Annotated in this window: 16 protein-coding genes; 6 read left to right on the forward strand and 10 right to left on the reverse strand. The window is 67.3% G+C overall.

All coding sequences use genetic code 11. From position 1 onward, the window contains the following. Positions 1-20: 20 nt before the first annotated feature. Positions 21-4547 carry a DEAD/DEAH box helicase gene (locus HWX87_RS00675; RefSeq protein ID WP_176045180.1) on the reverse strand — a complete coding sequence of 1509 codons (4527 nt, stop codon included), beginning with the start codon at positions 4545-4547 and terminating at the stop codon, positions 21-23. A 201-nt stretch (positions 4548-4748) separates the two neighbouring features. Then, complete coding sequence (locus HWX87_RS00680) at positions 4749-5273, reverse strand: metal-dependent hydrolase (RefSeq protein ID WP_176045181.1); 525 nt, start codon at positions 5271-5273, stop codon at positions 4749-4751. A gap of 399 nt (positions 5274-5672) precedes the next feature. Here HWX87_RS00680 and ggt point away from each other — a divergent pair, with 399 nt between their 5' ends. Then, entirely contained in the window at positions 5673-7394 is a 1722-nt protein-coding gene (gene ggt, locus HWX87_RS00685) for a gamma-glutamyltransferase (protein ID WP_176045182.1), read from the forward strand. An 83-nt stretch (positions 7395-7477) separates the two neighbouring features. Here ggt and HWX87_RS00690 read toward each other — a convergent pair whose 3' ends face one another. Then, on the reverse strand, positions 7478-8401 hold the full coding sequence (locus tag HWX87_RS00690; protein WP_176045183.1) for an alpha/beta fold hydrolase: 924 nt from the start codon (positions 8399-8401) through the stop codon (positions 7478-7480). 358 nt (positions 8402-8759) lie between these two features. On the opposite strand from HWX87_RS00690, the gene HWX87_RS00695 reads away from it, so the two are divergent. Then, positions 8760-9209, forward strand: a complete 450-nt coding sequence (locus tag HWX87_RS00695) for a helix-turn-helix domain-containing protein (protein WP_176045184.1) — start codon at positions 8760-8762, stop codon at positions 9207-9209. A 21-nt stretch (positions 9210-9230) separates the two neighbouring features. Here the strand turns inward: HWX87_RS00695 and HWX87_RS00700 are convergent, their stop codons facing one another. The 7 genes from HWX87_RS00700 to HWX87_RS00730 form a co-directional block, all read right to left on the reverse strand. Then, positions 9231-9842: an ANTAR domain-containing protein gene (locus HWX87_RS00700; RefSeq protein ID WP_174991845.1), complete on the reverse strand. Its 612-nt coding sequence runs from the start codon at positions 9840-9842 to the stop codon at positions 9231-9233. A gap of 6 nt (positions 9843-9848) precedes the next feature. Next, positions 9849-10991 (reverse strand): transporter substrate-binding domain-containing protein, encoded by a 1143-nt coding sequence (locus tag HWX87_RS00705; RefSeq protein WP_176045185.1) that lies wholly within the window; start codon positions 10989-10991, stop codon positions 9849-9851. A 31-nt stretch (positions 10992-11022) separates the two neighbouring features. Continuing rightward, a complete protein-coding gene (locus tag HWX87_RS00710; RefSeq protein ID WP_176045186.1) occupies positions 11023-12579 on the reverse strand; it encodes a nitric oxide reductase activation protein in 1557 nt (518 codons plus the stop codon). Next, the gene (locus HWX87_RS00715) at positions 12576-13415 is read right to left on the reverse strand and encodes a CbbQ/NirQ/NorQ/GpvN family protein (RefSeq protein ID WP_176045187.1); all 840 of its coding nucleotides are present in this window, start codon (positions 13413-13415) and stop codon (positions 12576-12578) included. The genes HWX87_RS00710 and HWX87_RS00715 overlap by 4 nt, the downstream gene beginning before the upstream one ends. Further along, positions 13415-13897 carry an AmiS/UreI family transporter gene (locus HWX87_RS00720; protein ID WP_176045188.1) on the reverse strand — a complete coding sequence of 161 codons (483 nt, stop codon included), beginning with the start codon at positions 13895-13897 and terminating at the stop codon, positions 13415-13417. Before HWX87_RS00720 ends, HWX87_RS00715 begins: the two co-directional genes overlap by 1 nt. Positions 13898-13965: 68 nt before the next feature. Then, a complete protein-coding gene (locus tag HWX87_RS00725; RefSeq protein ID WP_059236988.1) occupies positions 13966-15003 on the reverse strand; it encodes an aliphatic amidase in 1038 nt (345 codons plus the stop codon). A gap of 455 nt (positions 15004-15458) precedes the next feature. Next, positions 15459-16874: a TolC family protein gene (locus tag HWX87_RS00730; RefSeq protein WP_176045189.1), complete on the reverse strand. Its 1416-nt coding sequence runs from the start codon at positions 16872-16874 to the stop codon at positions 15459-15461. A 278-nt stretch (positions 16875-17152) separates the two neighbouring features. On the opposite strand from HWX87_RS00730, the gene HWX87_RS00735 reads away from it, so the two are divergent. The 4 genes from HWX87_RS00735 to HWX87_RS00750 all read left to right on the forward strand — a co-directional run bounded on the left by HWX87_RS00735 (position 17153) and on the right by HWX87_RS00750 (position 21006). Further along, positions 17153-17329 carry a hypothetical protein gene (locus HWX87_RS00735; RefSeq protein WP_006479216.1) on the forward strand — a complete coding sequence of 59 codons (177 nt, stop codon included), beginning with the start codon at positions 17153-17155 and terminating at the stop codon, positions 17327-17329. 225 nt (positions 17330-17554) lie between these two features. Beyond that, positions 17555-17740, forward strand: coding sequence for a hypothetical protein (locus HWX87_RS00740; RefSeq protein ID WP_166953149.1), 186 nt, complete (start codon positions 17555-17557; stop codon positions 17738-17740). Positions 17741-17884: 144 nt separating this feature from the next. Continuing rightward, positions 17885-20005 carry a peptidase domain-containing ABC transporter gene (locus tag HWX87_RS00745; protein ID WP_176045190.1) on the forward strand — a complete coding sequence of 707 codons (2121 nt, stop codon included), beginning with the start codon at positions 17885-17887 and terminating at the stop codon, positions 20003-20005. Further along, entirely contained in the window at positions 20002-21006 is a 1005-nt protein-coding gene (locus tag HWX87_RS00750) for a hypothetical protein (RefSeq protein WP_176045704.1), read from the forward strand. The genes HWX87_RS00745 and HWX87_RS00750 overlap by 4 nt, the downstream gene beginning before the upstream one ends. Positions 21007-21012 lie beyond the last annotated feature (6 nt).

Raw genomic sequence — 21012 nt, forward strand, 5'->3', positions numbered from 1 at the left:
CGCGCGCGGGTCAGCCGATGTCAGCAGTAACGCGCGAGGCGCAGACGCGCATCCTCGCGTGCGGCAGGCGACAGTTCAGGCGCGTAGTGGAATGTGCCCGACACCAGCGACGCGACGGGTACACCGTCACGGAACAGCACGCGATTGCCGGCAAGCGCCGGCACCTTGTCGCCGGGCAGCAGCGTGCCGGCGAGGTTCAGCGGGTCGGCGCCCGTCACGCACACATACTGTCCGTCGCCCGGTTGCCGCCGGAGTTCGCGCAGGATCGGGATGGCCTCGGGCAGCGCGAACTGCTCGCCCGCGAGCCCGGCAACGAAGCGTCCGCCGCGAATCTCTCCACGTGCTTCGAGCCGTTGCAGCACGCGCACGAGTTCACGCCAGCTTGGCAGCCAGTCGGCCTCGCGTTCGAGCAGCCGCCAGAACACGACGCCGTAGCGGCGCAGCAGCGTCCAAACGATGTGTTCGAGCGCGTCGGGATCGGTCGCGGCCAGGCCGCGTTTCGGCGCGGCCGCATCGCCTGGCGGCGCGTGACGCTGCACGAGCGCCCAGCGGCCCGCGTCGTCCATTCCGCCGATCAACGCGCCGCCGCGTCGCGTGCGCGGCGCATAGGTCGCGCTGCGCTTGACGACCGGTTTCAGCAGCGCGCGCAGGCCAGCGTAGCTGTCCGCGTTCACGAGGCCGGCCGACACGAGTTCGCCAAGCGCCTGCTCGAGTTCGACGGGCAACATGTGCAGGTCGTCGAGCAGCGCATCGAAGAACATCGCGCCGTGCGCGGCGAGCGCATCGCGTACCTGCGTGGCGCGCGCGGAAAGCGCCGGTTGCGCATCGGGATCGCGCAGCGCCTGCCATGCGGAAAGATGGCGGCGCGGCAGCAGCACGATCGGCGTCGTTTTCACGGGCGTGCCGGCCGCACGCGCGGGCGCGCCGATGCGCGCCCAGACCAGCTTGCCCGAGCGGCACAGCTCGTCGAGGCCGCCGGCCATGTAGTCGGTGAGCCGCGCGGGCAGCAGCGCGTCTTCCCATGCACTCGCCGCGGCCTCGTAGCCTTCGAGCTGTTCGACCACGGCCGCGAGTGCGTCGCGGCCGGTGCCGCGCGTGTCGGGTGTCAGGTGCTGCCAGTGGAACAGGAAGCGCATGAAATCGGCGCGCTCGACCGGTTCGATCTCGCGGCGCAGCCGCTTCACCGTATAGCGATGAATGCGCGCGAGCAGGTGGCGTTCGCACCATTCGTCGGTCGCCGCGCCCGGTGTGAAGCGGCCGCGCATCACGTAGCCTTCGCGCTCCAGTGCCGCGAGGGCCGTCGCGATCGACGTCGGCGGCAGGCCGAGCGGTGTCGCGATCGCGTCGAGCGTGAGCGGCCCGAAGCCGGTGAGCCGCGCGCGGATCACGTCGACGAGCGCGGCATCCGCCTCCCACGGCTGAGCGCACGCGGCCGGCACCTTGAGCGCGGGTGTCACGCGTGCGTCGGGGTGGAGGGCGCGTAGGCAAACGAGCCGTTCGACCGGCACCCACAGCGCGGCGCCGCCCGGCGCGACGAGTTTCGTGGCGCGGCGGCGGTCCGCGAGTTCCGCGAGCTGCTCGGGCCAACCTGCGTGCGCCCGGGCTTCGCTGTCGGCGATGCAGGCGAGCGTGAGCAGCGCGTCGTGCATTTCGTCGGCGTCGCGCACGAGCGGCCAGGCTTCGTCGCGCACGGCGTCGATCGCATCGGCGTCGAGCGCGCCGAGATCGTCGGCCGATTCGGGGTCGCTCCAGCGGCGCGACTGCACGGCCTGCGTGCGACGCTCTTCAAGCGGCGCATCGTCGAGGAACGCGTAGGGTTTCGCGTTCAGGATCTCGGCCGCGAGCGGCGATGGCGCGGGCAGGTCGCGCGCGACGAGTTCGATCGCGCCGCTTTCGATCCGGCGCAGCAGCGCGAGCCAGCCGTCGGTATCCATCGCGTCGTGCAGGCAATCGTCGAGCGTCTGGTCGACGAGCGGATGGTGCGGGATCTCGCGTTCGCCGACGATGTTCTCGAGGCACGCGACCTGATCCGGAAACACGGTCGCGAGCAGATCCTCGCTCTTCATCCGCTGCAGTTGCGGCGCGGTGCGCTTGCCGCCGGTGAAGCGCGGCAGCGCGAGCGCGGTCGTCGCGTTCCAGCGCCAGCGCACGCCGAACATCGGTGCGTCGAGCAGTGCCTGGACCAGCACGTGCTCGGCGCTGGCCGAACGCAGGTAGCGCCACACTTCGTCGAGCGCGAAGCTGTGCGCGAGCGACAGCGACAGGATGATCGCGTCGTCGGTCGCGGCGGCCTGCAGCTCGAAGTTGAAATTGCGGCAGAAGCGCTTGCGCAGCGCGAGCCCCCATGCGCGATTGATGCGGCTGCCGAACGGCGAATGGATCACGAGCTGCGTGCCGCCCGATTCGTCGAAGAACCGCTCCATCACGAGCGTGTCCTGCGTCGGCAGCGCACCGAGCGCGGCGCGCGTGCGGGCGAGGTAGTCGGCGATCTGGCGCGCGGCGTCCGGCGACAGGCGGAGCTCGTCGACGAGCCAGCGCAATGCGGGCGCGAGGCGGCTTTCGGCGGTGCCGGCGGCAACGGTATCGTGTCGCAAGTCGATCGACGCGTCGGTATCGCCGTTGGTCCCGGTCCTTGATTTCGCATTCGCGCGGGCTTTGACGTCGGTCCGGCGCGTGGACTTCCCGCCAGTCCCTTCATCTATGCGCTCGCGGCTCCCGCCCTGTGCCGCCTGCCGGTCGCCGTCGGCGAACAGCCCGTCGAGCCGCGCGCGCAGCCGGCCGACCGCCGCCGACAGCTCGTCGCTGCGCCCCGGTGCCTCGCCGAGCCAGAACGGGATGTTCGGCGACTGGCCTTGCGCATCCTCGACGCGCACGCGGCCCGTTTCCACGCGAATGATCCGGTATGACTGGTTGCCGAGCTGGAACACGTCGCCGGCCAGGCTCTCGATCGCGAAATCCTCGTTGACGGTACCGACCTGGATGCCCTGCGGTTCGAGCAGCACCGCGTAGTCGGCCATGTCGGGGATCGTGCCGCCCGAGGTGGTCGCGGTCATCATCGCGTTGCGGCGCCCGCGCACGGTGCCGCCGACCACGTCGCGATGCAGGTATGCGCCGCGCACGCCGCGCCGGCTCGTGAAGCCATCGGCGAGCATCTTCATCACTTCGTCGAAGCGTTCGCGTGTGAGCCGCGCGTACGGCGCCGCGTGCGTGAAGCGCGCATACAGCGCGTCTTCCTGCCATTCCGTGCACGCGACTTCGGCGACGATCTGCTGCGCGAGCACGTCGAGCGGCGCTTCGGGAATCCGCAGCGCGTCGAGCTCGCCGCGTTGCACGCAATCGAGCAGCGCCGCGCATTCGACGAGTTCGTCGCGCGACAGCGGGAAGAGGCGCCCCTTCGGCACGCCGCCGACATGGTGCCCCGAGCGGCCGACGCGCTGCAGGAACGGCGCGATGCCGCGCGGCGAGCCGACCTGGCAGACGAGATCGACATCGCCGATGTCGATGCCGAGTTCGAGCGATGCGGTGGCGACGAGCAGCTTCAGTTCGCCGCGCTTCAGGCGCTGCTCGGCGTCGAAGCGGTGTTCTTTCGCGAGACTGCCGTGATGCGCGGCGATCGCTTCCTTGCCGAGCCGGTCGGCGAGATGGCGCGCCATGCGCTCGGCGGTGCGCCGCGTGTTGACGAACACGAGCGTCGTGCGATGCGCGGCCGCGAGCCCCGCGATGCGGTCGTACACCTGTTCCCACACGTCGGTGGCCATCACGGGTTCGAGCGGCACGTTCGGCAGTTCGAGCGCAAGGTCGCGCTCGCGAGTGTGGCCGGTGTCGACGATCGTGCAGTCGCGCGGCGCATCGGCCGGGCCGCCGACCAGGAAGCGCGCGACCGCGTCGATCGGCTTTTGCGTGGCCGACAGCCCGATGCGCGGCAATGCGTGGCCGGCCAGCGCGTCGAGGCGTTCGAGCGACAGCGCGAGATGACTGCCGCGCTTGGACGACGCGAGCGCATGGATTTCGTCGACGATGACCGAGCGCACGTTCGACAGCATCTGCCGCCCCGACGTGGACGACAGCAGCACGTACAGCGACTCGGGCGTCGTGACGAGGATGTGCGGCGCGCGTTTGCGCAGCGCGGCGCGCTCCGCTTGCGTGGTGTCGCCGGTGCGCACGGCCGTGCGGATCGCCGGTACCGGCAGGCCGAGTTGCGCGAGCGATTCGGCGATGCCGGCGAGCGGCGCGTCGAGGTTCACGTGGATGTCGTTCGACAGCGCCTTCAGCGGCGACACGTAGACGACCAGCGTCGCGTCGGGCAGCGTGCCGTCGTGCGCCAGCGCATCGCGCACCAGATCGTCGAGCGCGCACAGGAACGCGGTGAGCGTCTTGCCGGAGCCGGTCGGCGCGGCGACGAGCGTCGACCGGCCGGCCTTGATGTGCGGCCACGCGAGCGCCTGCGCGCCGGTCGGCGCGGCGAACGTGCGGCGGAACCACGCGGCGACGGCCGGGTGGAACACGTCGAGCGCACTGGCTGCAGGGCGGGTAGCGGTGACGTCCATCGGAGCGTTGAAATGGGGTGCGAGTGCGCGGATGAACCGCGCATGAATCGAAGCGTCAGTGTGCCAGACGTCGCGTGTGCGTGCCGGGCAGGGATGTCGACGAATCCGATTCAGATGGGGGTTCGCGCCGCACTTTCAATGAACCGAAAGTTGCGTGCAATTCGGCGTGACGACATCGCGCCAAATTGCGCCGAATTGCAACTAGACGCGATGCAGCCAGCCGAGCCAGTGTTCGAGCAGCGGCGCGCGCGACCACAGCGACTGCGCGAGCCACAGCGTGCCGCCCCATGCGGCCGCCACGACGATCAGGTCGCAATGCCCGCTGTTCCACAGGTTGAGCGAATGGCGCCGCCAGATCCACGGCACGCCGAGCGGGTTCGGCCAGTCGGCCAGCAGGTGCATCACGCCGCCGCAGGCGAAGCCGAACAGCGGCGCGGCCCATAGCGGATGCGGATGATGGATGAGCCCGTGCCACCCGAGCGCGAGCAAGGCGATCCAGCCGATGCCCCAGTGCGTGACGGTGCGATGCGTGATCCACAGGCGGCGCTTGCGGCTCCACCAGGCGACTTCGAGCCAGTCGGGCGCGGTGCCGCCCGCGACGCCTGCCGCGAACGCGGCGAGCATGCCGATGTGCCACGGGCCGGTTGCACCGGTTTGAGCGACGAGGACGGCGGCGGCGACGCCGGCTGCGAAGCCGGACGCGTGATGCGCATTGTGTGATGCCATACGGAGCGAGACGAAGAAACGTGAAGCGGCACGTGAACGAAACAGCGATGCCGTGCGAAAGCGGGGCGCTATCTTCTCAGATCGACCTGCGCAGCGGGAGGGGCGTTTGCAGATTTTTTTGCGCGTGCTGCGCGGCATGCCGCGAGGTTCGCAACTTTCGGTTTTTGTGCGTTGCGTGATGACGCGCATCGCATGCCATTTCGGTCGATTCGCTTGCACGTCGCGGCGCTGCAACGTGACCGGGCGCACACAATCGATATGCTTTCGTTGCATGCCACGTGTTCGACCCTTTTTGTCCCCCTATACTACGAAGCCGGCATATGGCCGTCGGCGCGCCAGCGGCCATCCACGGATCAGGTGCTTGTCGTGCCTGAAGGAGATCCACATGGGGGACATGCAATGACTACGCTGAATCGCTTCAAATCATCCGCTGTCGTGCTTGCGACGGTGGCCGGCATCGGGTTCCTGCCAAATGCGCCCGCGTATGCGAAAGGGCCGCAACCGGCGGTCCTGACGAGCTCGGCAGTGGCGGTGGCCGACAAGTACAGCGCGGATGCCGCGGAGCGGATCTTCAAGGAAGGCGGCAACGCGATCGACGCGGCCGTCGCGATCGCGTTCACGCTTGCCGTCACGTATCCGGAAGCCGGCAACATCGGCGGCGGCGGCTTCATGACGATCTACAAGGACGGCAAGCCGTACTTCATCGACTACCGCGAGCGCGCGCCGCTCGCCGCGACGAAGGACATGTACCTCGACAAGGACGGCAACGTCGTCAAGGGCATGAGCCTGTACGGCCCGCGCGCGGTCGGCGTGCCGGGCACGGTCGCGGGCATGTGGGAAGCGCAGAAGCGCTTCGGCAAGCTGAAGTGGAAGCAGGTGCTGGCGCCGGCGATCCACTATGCGCGCGACGGCTTCGTCGTCGACGAACAGCTCGCGCAGCGCGGCGTCGACGCATCGAAGGAGTTCGGCGGCAAGACCAATTTCGACAAGTACTTCTCCGGGCTGAAGGCCGGCGCGAACTTCAAGCAGCCGGATCTCGCCGACGTGCTCACGCGGATCGCGAACGACGGCGCGGAGGGGTTCTACAAGGGCAAGACGGCCGAGCTGATCGCCGCGTCGATGAAGACCGGCGACGGCAACGGGTTGATTACGACCGAGGATCTCGCGCAGTACCGTGCGGTGTGGCGCCAGCCGGTGCAGGCGAAGTGGAACGGCTATGACGTGATCACCGCGCCGCCTCCGAGCTCGGGCGGCATCGGCCTCGTGCAACTGCTGAAGATGAAGGCCGACCTCAAGCAGGACTTCGAGGGCGTGAAGCTCAATTCGCCGCAGTACGTCCACCTCGTCGCGGAGATCGAGAAGCGCGTGTTTGCGGACCGTGCGCAGTATCTCGGCGACCCGGACTTCTACAAGGTGCCGATCGCGCAGTTGACCAACGACGCGTACATCGCGAAGCGCGCGGCCGAGGTCAACCCGAAGGAGCCGTCGGACACGAAGAGCGTGCAGCCGGGTCTCGGCACGACGATGCCGGAGAAGGCCGAAACGACGCACTTCTCGGTGGTCGACAAGTGGGGCAACGCGGTGTCGAACACGTACACGATCAACGGCTATTTCGGCTCGGGCGTGATCGCCGACGGCACGGGCATCGTGCTGAACGACGAGATGGACGACTTCTCCGCGAAGCCGGGCGTCGCGAACATGTTCGGCGTGGTCGGCAGCGACGCGAACGCGATCGAACCGAAGAAGCGCCCGCTGTCGTCGATGTCGCCGACGATCATGACGAAGGACGGCAAGGTGTCGCTCGTGATCGGCACGCCGGGCGGCTCGCGCATCTTCACGTCGATCTTCCAGGTGATCAACAACATCTACGACTTCAAGATGCCGTTGAAGGAAGCCGTCGGCGCGATGCGCTTCCATCACCAGCTGCTGCCGCCGAACACGATCTTCTGGGAGCCGTACCACCCGATCGAAGGCGAACTCGCGAAGCAGATCGAGGCGCGCGGCTACACGCTGAAGGGGCAGGATTTCAGCGGCGACATCCAGGTCATCAAGATCGACGGCAAGACGCCGGAAGCGATGGCCGATCCGCGCGGGCGCGGCGTGACGCGGGTGATTCACTGACGTGAAGCGATGCGTGCGCGCTTGCGAAAGCGGTGCGCACGTCGGTCGGCAGCCGGGAGTATCGATCCGGCTGCCGATTTTTTTTAGCCGGTCGTCCGGATGAAGCCGGCGATCCGTTCCGCGATGACATCGGGCGCATCCTCGAAGCAGTAGTGCCCGACGCCCGCCAGCCGCTCGACGGGCGCGGACGGGAACAGCGCGGTAAAGAGCGGCAGGAGGTGTTCGGCGCCGAGCGTTCGGTCGGCGTCTCCCCAGAGCGCGAGCGCGGGTGTGTCGCGGATCGCGCGCAGTGCCGCCGCATCGGGTGCCTCGAACCGATGCGCATCGGCCGCAAAGCCGCGTGCCCATCCGATCGCGCCGAGACAGTCGGCCGGTTGCGCGAACGGCGCGCCATACGCGTCGATCCACGTGTCGGTGATGACTGCGTGGTTCTCGAAACCGTTCAGCTTCAGCGTGCTCAGGATGTTGAAGCCGAGCTGGCCGAGTACCGTTTCGAGCGTGCCGTCGGCCGCTGCGCGCATGATCCACTGGAACCAGGGCGAATCGCGGCCGTTCGCGGTCAGCCGCTCGACCAGGTCGGGCTGGCCGAATGCCGTCGGCCCGTTCGCCGATACGATGCGCCGGATCCGGTCCGGATGCCGTGCGGCGAGCCCCATGCCGACCGGGCCGCCGAAATCGTGCATCACGAGCGTGATGCGATCGAGGCCGCGCGCGAGCACGAAACGCTCGAGGTTGTCGATGTGATCCTGCAGCCAGTAGCTGCGGTCCTGCGGCGTCGCGCTTTTGCCGAATCCCATGTGATCGGGCACGACGACGCGGTGCATCGGACTCAGCGCCGTCACCAGGTGGCGGAACAGGTAACCCCAGGTGGGCTCGCCGTGCAGGCACAGGACGGTTTCGCCGTCGCGCGGACCTTCGTCCACGTAGTGCATCCGGAAGCCGGATGCGTCGTCGAAATGCGGGGCGAAGGGAAAGGTGCCGTCGAACGTGGCATCGGACCGGATCATCGAACGCTCCTTCAGGTAGTCGGATAGTTTGGTTTCAAGTTGAAACCGAATGGAAGCGTAGGACATGAGGTTTCAAGTTGCAACCGGAAAATTGATCCGGCCGATTGCGAGCGGGCGGCGTGACTCATGCGTGCGAAGCGGTTGAAAGGACTGATGGCGCAATTTATCGTCAAAACTGGACGAATGAAAGGCTAATCCGGGCTGAAACATCCGCGCAGTTCGTCGACCGCGAACAGTCGGGCGCTCATCATTGATCTTTTGTCAGTCAGGTTTTATATTGCAACCATTCATTTCAACGGAAACGACGGCCGTTCAGCCTGCGCACCGGGCACGGGGAACGGCATCGCCGTATGCATCGATGAACCGACGAACCACGCACGAAGATTCCCCCTGCGGCGTCGCCCGCCCGCTGGACGCGATCGGCGACTGGTGGTCGCTGCTGATCGTGCGCGACGCGTTCGACGGGCTGCGCCGCTTCGGCGAATTCCAGAAGAGCCTCGGCCTCGCGAAGAACATCCTGGCCGCCCGCCTGCGCAACCTGGTCGCGCACGGGATCATGGACATCGTGCCGGCCGCCGACGGCGGCGCGCATCACGAATACGTGCTGACCGAGAAGGGGCGCGGGCTGTTTCCGCTGCTGGTCGCGCTGCGGCAGTGGGGCGAGGATTTCTTCTTCGAACCGGAAGAGGCGCACGTGCTGCTCGTCGACCGGAAGACCGGGTTGCCGGTCAGGAAGCTCGAGCTGCGTTCGCAGGACGGGCGCGTGCTCGGGCCGGAAGACACGGTCGTGCTGCCGCCGCCCGACTGACGCGCGGCGGGCGGGCCGGCGTCACCGCTTCAGCAGCGCATGCGCCTGCACGATCTGCTCGGCGAGCTGGTTGATCGAGATGCGCCGCTCCATCGCCTGCGAACGGATCTGCTGGTAGGCCTCTTCCTCGCTGATTGCGTTGTGCTGCATCAGCAGCGCCTTCGCTTCCTGCAGCGTGCGCACGGACATCGCGCGCTGTTCGAGCTGCGCGATGCGGCGCCGGTATTCGTCGTGCCGGCGGCTCTGGTGGCACGCGAGCGCCATCGCGCTCAGCAAGCCGAACGAGCGCACGGGTGTCGTCACTGCGCTCTGCGCATCGATGCGCAGCATCAGTTCGAGAATGGTCGGGCTTTCGTAGGTCGTGACGGCGATCAGCGGCGGCCGCGCGTCGTCCTCGAGCCACGGGATCGACAGGTGCAGCAGGTCGGGCCGGACCGCGAGAATCACGAGATCGACGCTCTCCGGCAACGCAGCAGGCGGCGGCCAGCGCTGTTCGGTCGGGCAGCCGATGCGCGACAGCTGCTCGACGAGCAGCAGGCCGTTGTCGTCGTCCGGGTAGTACACCATCACGCGGAGCGAACGCAGTTCGGCGAGCAGGCGCGGCGTCGAGCGGATCGGGGTGCGGGCGCGCATCGTCGGTTACGCCTTCAGCTCGTCGGGCGTGTGCACGCGGTCGCCGAGCGAGTGCGTGACGAGGTACGGATCGGGATGCACGCGGCGCGTCGCTTCGCGCACGATCGTGAAATTGCCGTCGGCCGTCGCGCAGCCGATGCGCGGATACAGGCACGTATGCTGCGTGAGCCGGTCGATCTTCACGCGTCCCTGCGGCGCGTCGAATTCCGCATCCGCGAGATGTTCGACGAGCCGGTCGCGCTGGTCGGTGCCGGCGCGCGCGAGCGCATTGGCGAACAGGTGGACCTGGAAATACGCGGCTTCCCACGGCGCGGACGCGCTTGCGTCGTCGCCGAAGCGCGCCTTGAGCTGCGCGATGCAGCGCCGGTTCACGTCGGAATCGATGGTCTGGAAATAGGGCGACGACGTGTAGTGGCCGGCCGCGGCTGCACCCATCTGGCCGAGTTCGATCTCGGACGTCGTCAGGCTCGCGATCGGCATCTTGCGCGCATCGAGGCCGGCTTGCGCGTAGGCGCGGTAGAACGCGGCCGTGCTGTCGCCGACCAGCGTGCTGAACACGAAGTCGGGCGCCTTCGCGCGGATATCCTCGACGACCGCCGCGAAATCCTGCTCGGACGCGACGAGCGGCATGTACACCTCGCCGAGGATCTGGCCGTCCGGATGCTGCGTGACGAGGTCGATCATGATGCGGTTCGACTCGTACGGATAAATGTAGTCGGACCCGACCAGGTACACGCGCGCGCCGAACTGCGCGGTCATGAACGCGGCGAGCTGCACGCTGTTCTGGTTCGGCGCGGCGCCCGTGTAGATCACGTTCGGCGAGAACTCGAAGCCTTCGTAGAGGGTCGGGTAGAACAGCAGCTTGTCCCACTTCTCGACGATCGGAATCAGCGCCTTGCGGCTGCTCGACATGTATCCGCCGAACAGCACGTTCACGCGCTCGGTGGCGATCAGCTCCTCGGCGAGCCGCGCGTAGACGGCCGGGTCCGAGCACGCGTCGCGCACGACGGGCACGATCTCAGAGCCGTTCGCGCCGCCCGCTTCGTTGATTTCGGCGATCGCCTGCAGCGTGCCGCGCAACTGGCTTTGGCCGAGGTGCGACGTGCATCCGCTCTGCGAGAACAACACGCCAACCTTCACACTGTTCATTCGTCCGTCCTGATTCTTGCGGGTAGGACCGTCACGCGGTCAGCCGCCCGGCCGCGTGCGCGACGACGGCGGGCAGGGCGTCGCCGTTCGCCGCATGCAGGCAGCTCGGGCCGACGCCAAGTATTGTAGACAACCCGGGCGGCGCGCCGAACGACAAGCCGGCGATCGCGACGCCGCGCTGCCGGCCCTGGCGTGCCGCGTGACGGGCATCCTCGACGAGGTAGCGCGGGTCGAACACGTCGATGTCGGCGGCTTCGCCGTCGCCGATCATCAGCACGGCGGCGCGCGTGCAGGACGCTTCGCGCCGCAGCAACGTCAGCGCATGGCGCAGCGCCGCACCGGTGCGCGTGCTCATCCCGGCGTCGGCCGCGAGTAGCGCCGCGCGGCGGCCGGGGTCGAACGCCTCGCCGAAATTCTTGAAGCGCGCGTAGTACACGCGATGGCGGCCGTCCGACGTGTAGCCGTGAACGGCCCAGCGCCGTCGCTGCCGGTCGAACAGGTCGCCGAGCACGAAGGCGGCGCGTTTCTCGAGTGCGGCGACTTGCGCGGCCGTCGACGCCGACAGGTCGAGCAGGATCAGCACGGGCCCGCGCGCATCGTGGGGCACGCGGCGGCGGAACACGCGCGGATCGGGCGCATGCCCGGTGCGGCGCGAGATTCGTGCGGCGATCGCCGCATCGAGGTCGAGCGCATCGCCGTCGAGCTGGCGGCCGATGCGACGCATCGGTTCCGTCGCACGCGCGGATGGCATCCGCTTCGCCGCGCGCCGATCGGCGTCGATCAGTGCGGCAAGCGCTGGCGACGGCGCCGACGTGACGGGCGCGCGTTCGATGACGGTCGTCCAGTCGCGGCGCTCGCGCTGGGTGTGGCAATTCCATTCGGGGTAGCGCGGCGCATCGGGTGCCGGTGGCGGTTCGTCGTCGGGCTCGTCGCTTTGGCCGCCGGTCGCGGCCGACGTCTCGACGCCTTCGTTGCCGGCCTGTTCCGACGCAGCGGCGGGGTGCGCCCACAGCCACGCGTTGTCATCGCGATAAGGCAGCCATGCGCCGTCGTCGGGTGCGAAGCGCACGCGCATCTGGCCGAGATCGTTCGCGAGCCGCGACGCGATCGTGCGGAACGCGCGGTAGTCGTCGAGCGTGTCGCGTTTTTCGTTGAACAGCTGCGCGCCCTTGTCGACCCACGGGTTGCCGTCGCGATACGTCGGATCGAACAGCGCCTTCGCGAGCCGTGCGCACAGGTGGCCGAACGCAAGCCCTTCGCGGTCGATCGGTGCGAACGCCGGTGCCCAGAAGGTCGCCAGCCCGGGCCAGGCGCGTGCGAGCAGCGTTTCGACGCGCGCATCCTCGATCAGGCCGGCAACGGCGATGCCGATCGGCGTCAGTGTGTCGGCCGGTTCGCCGGACGGCGAATGCAGCCAGTGCGCGAGTGCGTGCGCGGCCGCCGCGACGCGCGCGGCGGGCGACAATGCGCCCGGCACGCGCAACGCGGCGTGACCGAGCGTCGCGCGCAGCGCCGCATCGTCGAGCCGCACGTCGGTCTCGTGCGCGGTCATCCCTTGCAGGAAGCGGGCGAGGTGCAGTGCACTCATGTCGCGAAGTGCGCGGCGGCCATCGTCTGCAACGCGGCGCGCGTGTCGTCGTCGTCGGTCGCCGCGTCGCTGATCGCGATCCGGCACGCGTCGAGCGGCGCGAGACCCGCGACGATCAGCCGGGCCGCATGCACGAGCAGGCGCGTCGACGCACCTTCGTCGAGCCCGTTGCCGGCCTGTGCGAGCGCACGCGTGCGCTGTGCGAGATCGACGAGCCGGCGCGCCATGTCGCGGTCGGCGCCGCTTTCGCGCACGACGACGTCGGCTTCGTGCGCGGCATCCGGATAGCCGAAGTCGATCGCGACGAAGCGCTGCCGCGTCGACGGCTTCAGCCGCCGGTGTTCGCCGTGATAGCCGGGGTTGTACGAGATCACCAGATGGAAATCCGGATGCGCATGCACGACCTCGCCGAGCCGGTCGAGCGGCAGCACGCGCCGCGAGTCGGTCAGCGGGTGGATCACGACCGTTGCGTCGGGGCGCGCTTCGACGATCTCGTCGAGATAGCAGATCGCGCCATGCCGCGCCGCGAGCGTGAGCGGCCCGTCGGCCCAATAGGTGCCGTCGGCGTCGAGCAGGTGGCGGCCCGTCAGGTCGGCCGCCGACGTGTCGTCGTTGCACGCGACCTGGATCAGCGGCAGGCCCATGCGCCACGCCATGTATTCGACGAAGCGCGTCTTGCCGCAGCCGGTCGGCCCTTTCAGCAGGACCGGCAGGTGATGGCGGCAGGCCGTCTCGAACCAGTCGGCCTCGGCGCCGGCCGGCTGGTAGAACGGCGCATCGGCGATGCGGTGCCCGGCGAGCGGATCGGTGGCCAGCGGCGTATCGCGTGCGCTCATTACCACCTCCCCGTCATCATCAGCATGCCGGGCAACCAGCAGGTGCCGACGCCGATCGCGATCGTGTAGCCGGGCAGGAAGCGCACGGTCCGCTTCAGCCCGAGCGCGACGAAGAACAGGAACCACAGGCTCGACCACAGCAGCCACATCGCTCCGAAACGCACGTCGTTCGACGTACCGGCATAGACGAGCGCGCTGATCGCGACGAACAGGCAGTACCAGCCGAGGCCGGCGCCTTGCAGCCCGCGCCACTGGACGGCGGCGAGGTAGAGGTACGTGAACGCGAACAGCAGCCCGCCCGCGCTCGAAAAAAACTGCGGCGGCGCCGATGCCTGCACGAGGCCGGCGAGGTTGATCAGCAGTGCGAGCAGCCCGACGAGCAGGTTCAGGCCGGCCGCGTCGCGCGGTTCGATGCGGCCGGTGAGCGCGACGCCGTTGACGACCAGCACCGCGCCGATGAAGAAGAGAGCGACACCGAGCATGATGAAGGCTCCAGAGTGAGACGGCGCCGTTCGCGCGGGCAGCGCGAACGGCCGGGCGGGGCGCGGGTTCAGCGATGCGCGGGCGCTTCGGACGGAATGCCTTCGATCGGGCATTCGGGCGTGCCGGGTGTCGCGCGCGTCAGGCGCTCGACGGCCTGGCGCGTGCCGTCCGGATCGTTTACCCAGTTCGCGTAGAACTCGAACGGGCATTGCGCGACGCCGTTCGGCGATTCGCCGGAACCGATCTTGCCCGTGTAGCCGCGGTGCAGCAGCTTGTACAGGTGGTTCTGCGACTGCATGTTGCGTCGCGCGTCGCGGATCAGGCTCACCGACAGCTCCGCATACTGCACGCCGTTTTCTTCCTCGCCGCATTCTCCGAGCGTGCGGCCGTCGAAGCCGACGATCGCCGAGTGGCCGAAATACGAATACACGCCGTCGAACCCGGCCGCGTTCGCGACCGCGACGTAGCAGTTGTTCATGAACGCCATCGCCTTCGACACGAGCACCTGCTGATCCTTCGCCGGGTACATGTAGCCCTGGCAGCGCACGACGAGCTCGGCGCCGCGCATCACGCAGTCGCGCCAGATCTCCGGATAGTTGCCGTCGTCGCAGATGATCAGGCTGATCTTGAGCCCCTTCGGCCCGTCGGCCACATACGTGCAGTCGCCCGGATACCAGCCTTCGACGGGCACCCACGGCATGATCTTGCGGTACTTCTGCACGATCTCGCCCTGGTTGTTGATCAGCACGAGCGTGTTGTACGGCGCCTTGTCCGGGTGTTCCTCGTGGCGCTCGCCGGTCAGCGAGAACACGCCCCACACGTTCGCCTTGCGGCATGCGGCGGCGAAGATGTCGGTCTCCTCGCCGGGGATCGTCGATGCCGTGTCGTACATCTCCTTCGCGTCGTACATGATCCCGTGCGTCGAGTATTCGGGAAACACGATGAGATCCATGCCGGGCAGGCCGCGCTTGATGCCGACCACGCGCTCCGCGATTTCGCGGGCGTTCGCGATCACGTCGGCGCGCGTGTGCAGGCGCGGCATCTTGTACTGGACGACGGCGACGCCGACGGCGTCGTTGCTGCTGGAAATATCGCCATGACGCATGGTGTGCTCCTGGTTCAGGTGAAGACGTGCGTTTTCGAAAGGCAAAAAAAAGCCCTTGCCTCGACGAGCGAGGCAAGGGCTTCTTTGCCGGTCCGTTCATCCGACAACGCTGTCGGATAACGGGAATGCGGATGGGTGGCCGGATATGCGGCCGGCGAAACGCGGGCTATCGGGCTCGCGCTGCGCACGATCGTGGGACGTCTTTGTCCGCCGGATCGATGGGAAGCACTCTATGCAAAGTTTTTTTCTGATGCAACATCGCGTATACCCCTGCACGTCGTGAAGGGGCAGCGGCCGATGTCTTGTGCGGCCGGAACCGGACATTGCGCGGCACGAACGTGCAGGGTCGGACGCACGTTTGCGGGAAGCGGCGAGATGGCATCGCGATGCGCCGGCACATCGGCACGCGGAATAATGTTGCGCGTACAACCTTTTATTCGAGTGCCGGTGCGCGCTCAGCCCCGGTCGTTCGCCGCGTTGCTTTCAAGGAAGCTGTCCACCGCCACCAGCGATTGTTCGTCGAGCGTGCCGAGCACGCTTTTCAGCTTCAGCTGCAGCTTCAGCGCATCGAGATAGCTGTCGAACAGCTTCTGCCGGATACCCGAGATGTCGCGCCGCAGGTTCAGCGTTTCGTACGTCGTGCTGTAGCCGACCTGATGCGCCTTCATCGACGAGTCGTACGCGAGCCGCGCGGCCTGGAGCGACTGCTGCAGCGCGCGGATGCGCTTGCCGACCGATTCGAGCGCGGACAGCGCCTCGCGGTGATCGGTGCCCAGCTGCTCCTCGACCTCGCGCAGCCGGTTGCGGTATTGCTCGGTCACGTGCTCGGCTTCCACCTGCCGGTAGTACACGCTGCCGCCGGAGAAGATCGGGATCGTCACCTGCACGCCGAACGCGCTTTGATGGAAGTCCGAGCGATCGGTGAGCCCGCGCAGGTTCGGGTTGAGCCCGCGCGAATACGACGCGAACAGGTCGACGGTCGGCAAGTGCTCGGCGCTGACGCGTTTCGCCGCGAGCCGCGCGACCTGGACGTCGCGATACGCCTGACGGTACGCGGGGTTGTCCTGCGGCGCGTAGTCGCCGGACGGAATGCGCGGCGACGTGCCGCGCATCGCGAGCCGGGGCCAGCGCGAGAAATCGATCGTCGAGCCGAGCAGCGTCTCGTAGCGCGCGCGACGCGCATCGACGTCGGTCTGTGCAAGTGCCTCGTCGGATTCCGCGAGGCTGCGGCGCGCCTCGATCTCGGCCGTGTCGCCGATCGTCTTCATCCCGAGCTGGGCCATGCGTCGCGTGTCGCTTTCGAGCCGCGTGAGCGCGCTCACTTCGTCGTCGGCCGACTGCAGTTTCTCGCGCGCGCTCAGCAGGTCGAAGCACGCGTTCGCGACGCGCAGGATCAGGTCCTGCTTCGCGACCTCGAGCTTTTGCTTCGCCGATTCCTCGTATTCGGTCGCGCGCCGCATGTCGTACAGATAGGGCACGTTGAACAGCGCTTGAGTGACTTGCGCGGAACCGTATGCGGCATTGCTCGACCCGCTGACGTCGATGCCGAACAGGTTCGCGTGCGTGCCGTAGCGCCCCCATTCGAGTTGCGCGGCGGCCTGCGGCAGCATCTGCGCGCGTGCTTCGGGGAATTTCTGGCGGGCCGCATCGTATTCGCTGCGCGCCTGGAGGTAGCGCGGATCGTGCACGGACGCGTACTGGTAGGCCGTGTCGAGGCAGAACGCATGCGCGTTTGCCGATACGCCGACCACTGTTACAGCGAACGCTGTCACGGTTGCAAGTCGGGGATTCCACCTAGTCGAAAATCTTGATAGGGAAATACCCGCATTCCGCGTCGCCGATCCTCGATTCGCGTGCCTCGTTTCAAACATGGCCGTCTCCGTCTCCTGCCCGTGCCGCAATGCGTTGCGGCGGGATTTAAACGTTTTGAAATTGAAATTCAAACAGCATGAATGCCTGCTACCCGTCACACATCGGAAAATGCACCTGTAAGAGTGTGTCCTCCATTGAATTCCGATGCGACCGCATGATAGCCTGATTTCGGCTCGTAATCGCAGTGATTATTAGATTAACAAGTCGCTCGGGATTAAAAGCCGTTTGTCTTTCAATGATGGTTCTTTGCATCATCTTTATTTTTTACGAGGAGAGAATGATGAAGGTCATGACGACGGAACAGGTCAGGAATGTGCATGGCGGCGGTGCGATCAGCTCGCTGGGTAGCCTCGCCGTTGACGCCGCGCCGGTGGTGACCGCGCTCGGCCAGTTCCTGCCGAGCCTCGGCAATTACCTGCAGAACCCGAAGACGTTCAATAACACCGGCAAGTAACCGCCGTGCGCGGGGAGGCGCCCCCCGCGCGAAATGCTGCGAAACAGAAGGAAAAGAATCGATCGCCGCAGTGGCAATAAAGCGACTCCGGAATGCATTATTTCGGATTCGGGCGATTATCAGGAGGCAGGAGTGCCGGATTATCCCCGTAATAAAGTTAACGGCCATTGATATTTCAATTGGCTGACGGTGGCGGGCATTCCGACAATATAAAGGCCACAACAAATGCGAGACATCACGGAAGAACAGGCCCGCCAGATTCGCGGCGGCGCGTCGCTTTACTCCAATTCAGCCGCCTATACGGTCGATCTCGTCAATCAGTCGATCGGGACCACGATCCAGGGCCTGATGACCCAGTACCAGACCCACGCCGTCGAACAGTTCCGGATGTCGCTCGGCTCGTCGCGCTGAGCGGCCCGCCGGGCGGCCGGTAACACCGATCTTCCGTCGTAGCCGGCAGCGTGCCGGCTACGCCCATGCGTATCGCGCACGACCCGCCACGGGCCCGCACCGGCAGGCCCGGGCGGCGCGTCGTCGCGCCCCGGATGTCCGACCATGCTCTTCAATACGCGTAAAGTCCGTCCGGTCCTGCAGGACGAGGTGACGGAGTGCGGCCTGGCCTGCCTCGCGATGATCGCCTCGTGGCACGGGCGCGAGACGACGTTGCGGACGCTGCGCAACCGCTATCCGGTCCGGATCGATTCCGGGCTGTCGTTTTTCGACCTGATGGAGATCTCGAACGATCTCGGCCTGCGTGCACGCGGGCTGCAGTTCGACGCGGGCGAGCTCGACGCGCTCAAGACGCCGTGCATCCTGCACTGGGGGATGAACCACTATGTCGTGCTGACGAAGGTCGGCTACGGCAGCGTGCACATCGTCGATCCCGCGCTCGGCGAGACGAAGCTGCCGCTCGCGCAGGCGCTCACGCACATCACCGGCTATGCGCTCGAACTGAATCCGGACATCGGCTTCACGCGGGCGGGGCAGGCCGACCGGATCCGGCTGCGCGACTACCTCGAAGGTCTGACGGGCATCCGCAAGAGCCTCGCGATCGGCATCGCGGGCGGTGTCGCGGCGCAGCTCCTGCTGCTGCTCGGCCCGTCGTACGTGCAACTGACGATCGACGAGGCGCTGAAGAAGACCGACGTCGACATCCTGTACCTGCTGACGATCCTGTTCGCGATCGTGTTCCTGTTCGACACGCTGTACGCGAACCTCGTCGGCAACATCAAGAGCTACCTGCGCAACATCGTGTCGCAGCAGCTGTCGGCGAACATGGTCGGGCATCTCGCGCGGCTGCCGATCGGCTATTTCCTGTTCCACAACACCGGCGATTCGATCTCGCGCGTGTCGTCGGTGTCGGAGGTCGGGCGGTTTCTCGTCGACGGGCTGGTCGGCGGGCTGCTGAATATCGTGACCTGCACGCTGACGCTCGTGCTGATGCTGTACTACAGCCCCGTGCTGGCCGGCATCAGCCTGGCCGGGATGGTGCTGTTCGCGCTGAGCCGGCTCGCGATCCAGCCGCAGTTGCAGGACGCGATGTCGCAGATCCTCACGCGCGGCGCCGAGGCCGATGCGCTGCTGATCGAGAACATCCGCTCCGCGCATTCGATCAAGCTGCTGTCGGCCGAGACCGCGCGCAGCAGCCTGTGGGTCAACGCGTTCACGCAGAAGCTGCAGGCGATGCGCCAGCAGGAGCGGCTGCAGTTGCTGTTCGATGCCATCTCGAAGGGGATCGTGCATGTCGAGCAGCTGGTGATCGTCACGTACGGCGCGTGGCTCGTGATGCACGGCCAGAGCACGATCGGCGTGATCTACGCGTTCATCCAGTACAAGAACCTGTTCGCGGACAAGTTCATCGATTCGATCCAGCTCTATGTGCGCCGCAAGGTGCTGCAGGTTCACATGGACCGCGTCGCCGACGTGCTGCAGACCGAGACCGAGGAGCCCGCGCCGGACGCGGTCGTGCGGCCGGTCGACGGATTCGACGGCGCGCTGTCGATCCGTGCGCTGTCGTACACGCCGAAGGGCGGCAACCGCCCGATCCTGCGCGACATCGCGCTCGACGTGCCGGCCGGCGGCAAGATCGCGATCGTCGGCCGCACCGGCAGCGGCAAGACGACGCTGCTGAACCTGATCTGCGGGCTCGTGCGGCCGGACCCCGGCACGCTGTTCGTCGGCGGCGTCGATCTCGCGGAAGTGAACCTGCGGCAGTACCGCAAGCATCTCGCGGCCGTCACGCAGTCCGACCAGCTGTTTCGCGGGACGATCCGCGACAACATCACGAACTTCGCGCCCGCGCCGCGGATCGGCGCGATGTTCGACGCGGCGAAGCTCGCGTGCATCCACGACGAGATCGAGCGGCTCGACCATCGCTACGACACGCCGCTCGGCGATACGCAGAAATTCCTGTCGGCCGGCCAGATGCAGCGGCTGCTGATCGCGCGGGCGCTGTATTGCGAGCCGCGCCTGCTGATCCTCGACGAGTTTTCGTCGAACCTCGACCAGGCGACGACGCACGAGATCTGCCGCAACGTGCTGACGCTGCCGTGCACGATCGTGCTCGTCACGCACGACGCGTCGATCCTGTCGATGGTCGACCGCATCTACCAGATGCACGACGGCGTACTGATCGACGCGACCGACGCATGGCGCACGAACGAGGAGGCACGGTGATGCTCGGGCGCCTCTTTCTGCTGAATCCGTTCTCGTATGCGTTCCTGGTGCGCCGCGCGGTGCGTGCGGTCGCGCTGCGCACGTCGCCCGCGCGTGGGCTGCGGCTGATGCGCTGGTGCTCGGGCGCATGCCTGCGCTGTTTTCCGTGCATTCGCGAATCGATCGAGCGCGCGGTGGCGTACATGCTGAGCGCGCACCTGAACGACGATCCGCGGCGCGTGCGGGAAGTGTCGGCCGCGATCGTGCGCGAGCTGTTCGAGGCCGAGTTTGCTGGGCTCAAGCTGCGCACGCACAGCCTCGAATCGATGAAGTCGATGGTCGACGGGATGGCGTGCGAAGGCGAGGACCAACTGCGCACGGCGCTCGCGCGCGGCGGCCCGCTGATGCTCGCGGGGCTGCACTTCGGCAACCTGATGCTGTTCGTCACGAAGCTGCGCTTCATGATTCCCGACGATCGCAAGCTGATGGTGATCCTGCATCGCGATGCGCCCGGCGCGTTCTTCGACGACGCGCTGCGGCTCGTCGCCGAATACGGCGCCGGCGAAGTCGAGTTCATCGACATCGACGAGCGCGTGCACCTGCGGCGGCTGATCACGAGCCTGCGGCGCGAGGCGCCGGTGTTCCTGCTGTTCTCCGACCTGCACGGCAAGTTCGGCAAGACCAACCGCTGCCGGCTCGGCGGGCGCTGGGTGCGGATGGCCGGCGGCGGCGTGAAGCTCGCGGTCGAGCAGGGGATCCCGCTGCTCGTCGCGTATGCGACGGGCGTGCCGTTCCGCGATCGCTGCGCGGTGCATTTCACCGAGCTCGCGGCCAGCCCGCTCGCGCCGATGCTCGGCGCGGACGACGATGCGTCGCCGGTGCGCGCGACGCACCAGCGCATCGTCGACCGGCTCGAGCAGGCACTCGTGCGCCAGCCCGAGCAATGGCATTTCTGGGAACACTTCACGCCTTACCTGATGCCGACGCCGCTGCTCGATGCGGCCGCGCGGCGTCGCTCCTGACGAGCC

The organism is Burkholderia sp. BCC1644, assembly GCF_902833225.1.
Lineage (GTDB): Bacteria > Pseudomonadota > Gammaproteobacteria > Burkholderiales > Burkholderiaceae > Burkholderia.